We start from the raw sequence: 8153 nt of genomic DNA, 5'->3' as shown, positions 1-8153 counted from the left end.
CGAGGAGGACTTGATCAATATAGTGGATTAACTTTAAACCAGTACGGCGTTGCCTCGCCTTAGCTCAAAGAGAACGATTCTCTAAGGTGCTGAAGCACCAAGTGAATCGGTTCCGTACTATCTGTACTGTCTGCGGTTTCGTCGCCTTGTCCTGATTTAAATTTAATCCACTAGAAATGCCGATAAAAAAGGTCGTCTGAAACAGAAAATCCGTTTTCAGACGACCTTTTAAAATCATTCGGTATTATTCAGCGTTGTTTTGTACCACTTCTTCAGTTTCGGTGGCTGCGCCGACTTGTTCGGCTTCTACTGCCTCAGTTTTCGCTGCCTGTTTGGCCGCTTGGCGCTCGGCTTGTTCTGCCAAAGCCTGCTGGACAAACGGATGCTGTTGGGCGATGGCTTGTTCTTCCGCGCTGACTTCGCCTTTGAAGCGGTTATTCAAATCAAAACGTTTTCCACCGCGCGCCAATGCTTTGAGGTAGCGGGGGCGGCGGCAATGGTTGGCGAGGACGCGGGCGATCAGTGCAGGATCGTATTGGGGCAGCGCGGCAACAAGGTCTTGGTCGATGCCGACGGCCAGCGGTTTGAATCGTTTGAAGACGTCGTATTTGCCGTAGATATGGTCGGCAATCATGTCGGTCTGTTTTTTCTTGCTCATGGTTTGGACGGCGGATTTCAAAGCTGCGCCCAAAGCGGTTTCTTGTGTCATGTCGTTTGTATTCCTCTAAAATAAAGCCGTGCGTTTCGCTATGGCACGGTAATGGCGGTATTTTAGTATAAAGCCTGTGTTTTGGCTAAGTTTTTTTGCGAATGTTCGATTGTAAATGTTTATGTTGCGGTCAAGCCGGCACACTTATCTCAATAGGTGTTGAGAAAGGTCGTCTGAAAATGTTCGGCACAATCCGTCATGTTTGTTTTCAGACGACCTCTTTAGATTTTATCTTCACTACTTGGTAATGTCTGGCGTATCGACGGCTACGTCGGCATTTTGCGCGCGATGGCGCAGGGCGTGGTCGATAAGCACGAGCGCGAGCATGGCTTCAGCGATGGGGGCGGCGCGCAGGCCGACGCAGGGGTCGTGTCTACCGTGGGTGGCGAGTTCGACGGGGTTGCCGTTGATGTCGATGCTGCGGCGCGGGGTGGCGATGGAACTGGTGGGTTTGATGGCGATGTTGACGTGGATGTCCTGCCCGGTGCTGATGCCGCCGAGGATGCCGCCGGAGTGGTTGGACAGGAAGCCTTGCGGGGTGAGTTCATCGCCGTGTTCGCTGCCGCGTTGGACGATGCTGCCGAAGCCCGCGCCGATTTCCACGCCTTTGACGGCGTTGATGCCCATCATGGCGTAGGCGATTTCGGCATCGAGGCGGTCGAAAACGGGTTCGCCCAAGCCCACGGGGACGTTGGCCGCTTCGATATGCAGTTTCGCGCCGACGGAATCCAACGATTTGCGCACGCTGTCCATATAGTTTTCCAGCTCGGCAATTTGGCTTTGGTTGGCGGCGAAGAAGGGATTTTGGGAAATGTGTTCGTAACCTTCAAACTGAATTTCTTTTTCGCCGACTTGGGTCACGTAGGCGGTGATTTCTGTGCCGAATTTTTCTTTCAGCCATTTTTTGGCAACGGCTCCGGCGGCAACGCGGGCGGCGGTTTCGCGGGCGGAGCTTCTGCCGCCGCCGCGGTAGTCGCGCGTGCCGTATTTGTGCCAGTAGGTATAGTCGGCGTGGCCGGGACGGAAGCTGGTGGCGATGTTGCCGTAGTCTTTACTGCGCTGGTCGGTATTGCGGATTAAGAGGGCGATGGGTGTGCCGGTGGTTTTGCCTTCGAAGACGCCGGAGAGGATTTCGACTTGGTCGGCTTCGCGGCGTTGGGTAACGTGGCGGCTGGTGCCGGGTTTGCGCCGGTCGAGGTCGGCTTGGATGTCTGATTCGGTCAATGCCAGTCCGGGCGGGCAGCCGTCGATGATACAGCCCAAACCTGCGCCGTGGCTTTCGCCGAAGGTGGTAACGGTGAAGAGTTGTCCGAAAGTGTTGCCTGCCATGTTTCCCTCTATCGGTCATTTGCTGAAAGATGACGGATTTTAGCATACAAAGGTCGTCTGAAACGCTTTCGGCGGGCGAATCCTGCCTGCGGCACACCTTCTTTTATCGAATCAAATCCCAAGCAAATTTGCCTATGGTCAGGCACAGCAACACCATAAATCCGTAACGCAGAAACTTGGTTCCGCCGCGTATCGCCAATTTCGCGCCGACCACGCCGCCGCACAAATTCGCCAGCGCAAGCGGGATTGCCCACGCCCAAACGACATGTCCTTGCGGGATAAAAAATGTCAGCGCGGCGAGATTTGTGGTCGAGTTGATGACTTTGCCCGATGCGTTTGCCGTCAAAAAATCGTAACCGTAAAAACGGACGAACACGAAAGCCAAAAGGCTGCCTGTCCCCGGCCCGAAAATCCCGTCGTAAAAGCCGATTAATGCGCCGAAAAACAAGCCCCACAAGGTTTCGCAGCGCGTCAGCTTTTCGGTGCGCACTGTTTGTCCCAAATCTTTTTTGATAAAGGTATAAACACACATGGCAATCATGATGACCAGCATCGCCGGTTTCATATATTGCACAGGGAAAAAGACCACGGCTTTCGCGCCCAGATAGGAAGCGGCAAACGCCAGCACGGCTGCGGGCAGCAGCATTTTCCACGGTACGGGGATTCTGCGCAGATATTGCCCCGTGGCAGTAACCGTCCCGCAGCAGGAGGCAAACTTATTCACGCCCATCACCGAAGCAACAGGTGTGGAAGTTGGCAGCAAGTTAAACAGCCCGGGTATTTGCAACAACCCGCCGCCGCCGACCGCCGCGTCCATCAGTCCGGCGCAAAATCCGGTGAGCAGTAAGAGGTAGAAAAAGGAATCTACGGGCATAGTCCCTCCCTTGAAAAAAGCTGCCTTATCGGTGTCGAGCGATTGTGGCGGAATGCTATCTGGAACAGGCGGTATTTTAACTGAAAACCAACCTGCGCCGTATTGCCGCCTATCCCGTTTCAGACGACCTTTTCTTTTAGATTCAGTGACTCACATTGCGGAAGAGGCGTTCCTCCATTAGAATCCGCCCTTCCTTGTTTTCCCGCCTATTAAGGTACTGCGACTACGGACAAAACCGTTTTCAGACGACCTGTTTGACCCGATGCCGCAAAAGTGCAATGCCATTGCCTGCTGACTGACTTTCTTTTCAGTCGCTTTAAAGCTATAGTGGGTTAACGTAAAACAAGGGCGGCTTTGCGTTGCCCTGCCCTGCGTTTTATCCATCTGCCTAAACGATGCGTTTCAGCTCAGTTGAAAGAAACTCCGCAATGAAAGAATTAGACAAAACCGACCTGAAAATCCTGAAAATCCTTCAGCAAAATGCCCGCACACCCATGACGGAGTTGGCAGAAAAAGTCGGATTATCCACCACTCCGGTTACCGAACGCGTCCGCCGCCTTGAGCGCGACAATTTCATTACCGGCTATCATGCCCGCCTCAACCCGCACCAACTCGGGCAAAGCCTGCTGGTCTTTGTCGAGCTGAAGCTGCGTTCCAAATCGGGCAATATTTTTGAAGATTTCCGCCGCGAAATCATGCGGATTCCGCAAATTTTGGAATGCCACCTCGTATCCGGCGAATACGATTACCTGATCAAAGTCCGCCTGCCCAATATGGCGGCTTATCGGGATATGTTGGGCAATATCCTGCTGCACCTGCCTGCGGCAGCGGAAAGCCGCAGCTATGTCGTTATGGAAGAGGTCAAAGAAACGGCAGTGTTAGATTTAGAGTGATTTAACTACATTAAAAAAGGTCGTCTGAAAGTTTATAACGTTCAGACGACCTTTTTTCAAAATATAGTGGATTAAATTTAAATCAGGACAAGGCGATGAAGCCACAGACAGTACAGATAGTACGGCAAGGCGAGGCAACGCCGTACTGGTTTAAAATTAATCCACTATACCTTTTATACCCACGATAGAAACACTATCAACCAAGATGCCTTGACAGCTTCAACCCCATCCCTTCCCCATCAAATCCAAGCATTTCCCTACCAAACCCACAAACAAAAAAAAAATGCACACATTCAATTGAATGTGTGCCAAGTCTACAAAGGAGAAATAGAGGAGAAACTATTAACTGACTACTCGAACCAGCTAACGAATCGGATTATCCATGAAAATAAAATTTTAGGCAAGTATTTTTCTTGTAAAGTTTCTAAATTAATTCATTGTAATATTTAAGCTGTAACTCTATTTCATCACTCTTAGCCTACCGTATCCCAATAAAATAAAAACCACCCACTGCAAACCGAATACCAAACCAGCATCAGCAGCTTCCAAACCTGCCCACCGAATCAATGTTAAAATACGCGTCCCTGTCATTCACGAGCAAAACACATCATGACCGCCGCCATCGAACACGTCCAAGCCGCCGCCTTTGATTTGGACGGCACATTATGCGATTCCGTCCCCGACCTTGCCGCCGCAGCCGAAGCCATGCGCGAATATCTCGGCATGGAGCCGCTGCCCGCCAAAACAGTAGAAAGTTACGTCGGCGACGGCATCGGCAAACTCGTTCACCGCGTCATCACCAACGACCGCGATCAAGAAGCCGCGCCCGATTTGTGGGAAAAAGGTTTCGTGTTCTACATGAAATACTACCGCGACCACTTGAGCGACTTCACCCGCCCCTACCCTGAAACCGAAGCCGGGCTGGCATTGCTCAAATCACTGGGCATCCCGCTGGTGGTCATCACCAACAAAAACGAAATCCTCGCCGTCGAACTCTTAAAACAGCTCGGACTCGCTGACTACTTCAGCCTGATTCTCGGCGGCGACAGCCTGCCCGAAAAGAAACCCAGCCCGCTGCCGCTGCAACACGCCGCCGAAGTCTTGGGCATCGATCCCGCCAATATGATCATGGTCGGCGACTCCCGCAACGACATCATCGCCGCCAAAGCCGCAGGCTGCCTCAGCGTCGGCGTCACCTTCGGCTACGGCGACATGACTTTATTGTCGCAAGACAAAGCGACCCAACCCGATTGGATTATCGGCTCGCTACCCGAAATTTATGAAAACCTGCGACCGAAAAAAGCAGAAGACGACGAGTAATCAGTATCCTTGTTTTCAGACGACCTTTATTCCGGCTTCAAAAGGTCGTCTGAAAATAAAGCAGTGGAAATAAAAAAATTCGTCATTCCCGCGCAGGCAGCAATCCAGACCTTGATTTTTCAGAATTGTTTAAAAGTTTCATTAATTTCAAATCACTGGATTCCCGCCTACGCGGGAATGACGGAATGAAAGTTGCTTATCTCTCCTCTATCCTACGACACACAAGTCAGATTCAAGAATCTGACCTACGAATCGACCTTTTCAGACGACCTCTGCATGAAACCCCAAAAATCCCTGCGCGCCCGCGCGATGGACATTCTTTCCCGACAGGAAATCAGCCGCGTCGGGCTTAAGCGCAAGCTCGCCCCGTATGCCGAAAGCGAAGAAGAATTGGAAAACGTGTTGGATGAATTTGCCGGACGCAACTGGCAATCCGACCAACGCTACGCCGAAGCCTACATCCACAGCAAAAGCCGCCAACACGGTTCCCTGCGTCTGAAACAGGCATTGGCGCAGCAAGGCATAGACGAAACCGTCAGCCGCGAATTCATGCCCGACAAAGCGAGCGAACTGCAAACCGCAGTCGCCGTGCTGCGCAAAAAATTCAAACAGCCTGCCGCCGATTTGAAAGACAAGCAAAAACAAGCGCGCTTCCTCGCCTATCGCGGATTCGATATGGACACCATCCACGCCGCGCTCAAAAGCAGTTGGGACGGAGACGATGTTTTTGAATACGGAGAAAATTAAACCGCCCTGCTTGAATCTTCCTGTCCATCGGCGTACCCTTACGCTTTTGCCACCCATTCACAACAGAGATGACCATGTCCGAAGAACAACGCAACGCCCCTAATCCGCTTTTGGAAGACGAACGCAAAAACCCTGTTTACCGACTCGGTCGGGCTGTCGCCGGATTTATGGTTATCGTATGGGCGGGCGTATTGATTTTGGTGTTTTATTTAGTATTCCGTTTTTGGTTAAACTAAATTTCTCGCACGCCCTCCATCCCATTTTCTACAACCGTTTGCACTTTGCAAAAAGGTCGTCTGAAAAATCAAATATCGATTTTTCAGACGACCTTTTCCAATTTATCAAAACACATTTGAGTTCAGATCAGGCAACACCATACCGGTTGAAAGCCGTTCACGATAAATTATCTATCCGCTCAAATCACAGGCATTCAAAACCAACCGGCAACAGCATGAAACAGATAAGTCATACCGCTCCACGCCCATTTGCTTACTGCAACCGTTATCCAGCCCATCAACACCAGCACAATCAAACCGAAAAAATCAGGTATATGCAGATAAAGCCAAGCCGCAACAGGTTTGCGCCAAAAATCTGATTGCTGCTGTTTCTTCTCCAAAGCCGCGTGCATAAACGGTCGCTCCAAATGCAGATCACAATCCACACCATACTCGCTGCGCACATACTCATTGATGACTTTCAAAGTACGGCGGCTCGGTTGCAAGAAAATATCGATAAGCGTACCGACGACAGGAATCATGCCGAGCAACATATCCGCAAAAGCAAGATATACGGCAGGACGCATTTTATGATCCGGCACGCCCAACTCCCGCCCCATGCGAAAAGCCTTCATCGTCAAAAAAAGCCCGGCAATATCCCCGACAAAAGGAATCAGCGACAATATGGCATCAATGCCGATTCCTTGTTTGGTAAAAGGAATGCAAAACAAACTATCCATAGTATTGGCATATTTAGCCAACTCACGCTCACGTCGGATGATTTCCTGACGCTCATAAGGTATAGGTGTGTGCTTCATCATGTTTTTATTGTAGTGGTTTAACAAAATTTAGAGCGGTACAACGTCATGACCATTTACGGTCATTCTCTATAAAAGCTAATTGCAGTATGGCCGTTTGTGACGCAAGGTCGTCTGAAAAGCATTTGAGTATTTTTCATTTCATCAAAGTAGCGCTTTCAGACGACCTTTGAACGCGGTCAAACTACTTTTAACACGCCTTGGTTTCTTTACTTCGGCAGCCCGGTATTCGGATCCAATCCCGCCTGCTGTGCCAATCTGCGCACCAGTTCATCGGATGGTTTTGCCGGAGCCGGACCTTCTACAAAACGTTGGATGGCGATTTTACCGTCCCAACTCGGCAGTTTTGCCGGGGGCAGCGGGACAATTTCGTCTAGATCGTGAACGTTGAGCTCGGGTTTGAGATGTGCATGACGGTTTAGATAATCAAAAATAATTTTGTACCGACGCGAACGTTCCTTATCTTCAGGAATCCCCCATTGTTTATGATGACTATTAGGGTTTTCACTATAAAAAACTTTTCTTAACACATGAGCAGAAGTTTCATTACCCGCTTTTGTTCCTTGATGGGCATAAAACAAAGCCTGTTGATAGTTTTTTCGTATCGTTTTTTGCCACGCAGTTGCCTCCAAGGCAGCATTGGCATCGGGATATACCTGCTCGGTAGCACAAGCCTGCATCTTATTGGCTATTTCCACTCTAGCAAAATGGCTTGACTCATCTTGTATATTTATTAACAGCTCACCTACTTCATACTGTGCCTTGGCATTCCCCAAATCTGCGGCTTTACGCAGATAAATAATCGAATCGTCTGCACCATGTTTGGGACCATAACCGACATCAATATAAAGCGACCACCAATAATGTGCGCTGGCAGGCAGGATTTTCATCAACTTTTCGTTCCAGTAAATACCTTCGCCACGACGTTCGCGGGTTTCGAGATTAATGTCTTTGCTCTTTAACAAGATTTCCTGCAAGGTCAGGTTTGCCTGCCAATGTCCGTTGGCTGCGGCAATACGGTAATACGGCAAATAACGGTCGAGCACTCCAGGTTTGGGCAGCCAACGGTTTTTAAAATCGTGGTAAAGGGCGTATCGGTATAGTTGATCTGCTTCCTGTGGCAAGGACGGGAACTGTTCTTTAACACAAGTAAATTCTAAGTTCTTGAGTTTGGAATGTTTGTAAGAAGATGAACCCAAAACTTGCTTGCCCACGTCTGTTTGGGGATTTCTGACAATATCCATCGCA

Annotated in this window: 9 protein-coding genes; 4 read left to right on the top strand and 5 right to left on the bottom strand. The window is 49.9% G+C overall.

Annotated features, from left to right (window positions below; all coding sequences use genetic code 11):
- Positions 1-244: 244 nt before the first annotated feature.
- The 3 genes from HMPREF1051_RS03195 to HMPREF1051_RS03185 all read right to left on the bottom strand — a co-directional run bounded on the left by HMPREF1051_RS03195 (position 245) and on the right by HMPREF1051_RS03185 (position 2912).
- Positions 245-709 carry a ProQ/FINO family protein gene (locus HMPREF1051_RS03195; RefSeq protein ID WP_003764386.1) on the bottom strand — a complete coding sequence of 155 codons (465 nt, stop codon included), beginning with the start codon at positions 707-709 and terminating at the stop codon, positions 245-247.
- Between the two features lie 237 nt (positions 710-946).
- Complete coding sequence (gene aroC, locus HMPREF1051_RS03190; RefSeq protein WP_003764384.1) at positions 947-2038, bottom strand: chorismate synthase; 1092 nt, start codon at positions 2036-2038, stop codon at positions 947-949.
- 103 nt (positions 2039-2141) lie between these two features.
- Positions 2142-2912, bottom strand: coding sequence for a sulfite exporter TauE/SafE family protein (locus tag HMPREF1051_RS03185; protein WP_003764381.1), 771 nt, complete (start codon positions 2910-2912; stop codon positions 2142-2144).
- Between the two features lie 428 nt (positions 2913-3340).
- Here HMPREF1051_RS03185 and HMPREF1051_RS03180 point away from each other — a divergent pair, with 428 nt between their 5' ends.
- The 4 genes from HMPREF1051_RS03180 (at position 3341) to HMPREF1051_RS14790 (ending at position 6108) form a co-directional block, all read left to right on the top strand.
- The gene (locus HMPREF1051_RS03180) at positions 3341-3805 is read left to right on the top strand and encodes an Lrp/AsnC ligand binding domain-containing protein (RefSeq protein ID WP_003764370.1); all 465 of its coding nucleotides are present in this window, start codon (positions 3341-3343) and stop codon (positions 3803-3805) included.
- Between the two features lie 609 nt (positions 3806-4414).
- On the top strand, positions 4415-5125 hold the full coding sequence (locus tag HMPREF1051_RS03175; protein WP_003764361.1) for a phosphoglycolate phosphatase: 711 nt from the start codon (positions 4415-4417) through the stop codon (positions 5123-5125).
- 276 nt (positions 5126-5401) lie between these two features.
- Positions 5402-5872, top strand: a complete 471-nt coding sequence (gene recX, locus HMPREF1051_RS03170) for a recombination regulator RecX (protein WP_036491550.1) — start codon at positions 5402-5404, stop codon at positions 5870-5872.
- A gap of 74 nt (positions 5873-5946) precedes the next feature.
- On the top strand, positions 5947-6108 hold the full coding sequence (locus HMPREF1051_RS14790; protein WP_009311625.1) for a hypothetical protein: 162 nt from the start codon (positions 5947-5949) through the stop codon (positions 6106-6108).
- A 194-nt stretch (positions 6109-6302) separates the two neighbouring features.
- Here the strand turns inward: HMPREF1051_RS14790 and HMPREF1051_RS03160 are convergent, their stop codons facing one another.
- Entirely contained in the window at positions 6303-6908 is a 606-nt protein-coding gene (locus HMPREF1051_RS03160) for a DUF4112 domain-containing protein (RefSeq protein ID WP_231286247.1), read from the bottom strand.
- Positions 6909-7114: 206 nt separating this feature from the next.
- Positions 7115-8153 (bottom strand): DUF6396 domain-containing protein (locus HMPREF1051_RS14785; protein WP_050901436.1); only part of this gene is annotated, 1039 nt, incomplete at its 5' end.

Source organism: Neisseria sicca VK64, from assembly GCF_000260655.1.
Lineage (GTDB): Bacteria > Pseudomonadota > Gammaproteobacteria > Burkholderiales > Neisseriaceae > Neisseria > Neisseria sicca_B.
The sequence above is the reverse complement of the archived record's forward strand: the minus strand, read 5'-3'. Positions and strand labels throughout refer to the sequence as shown.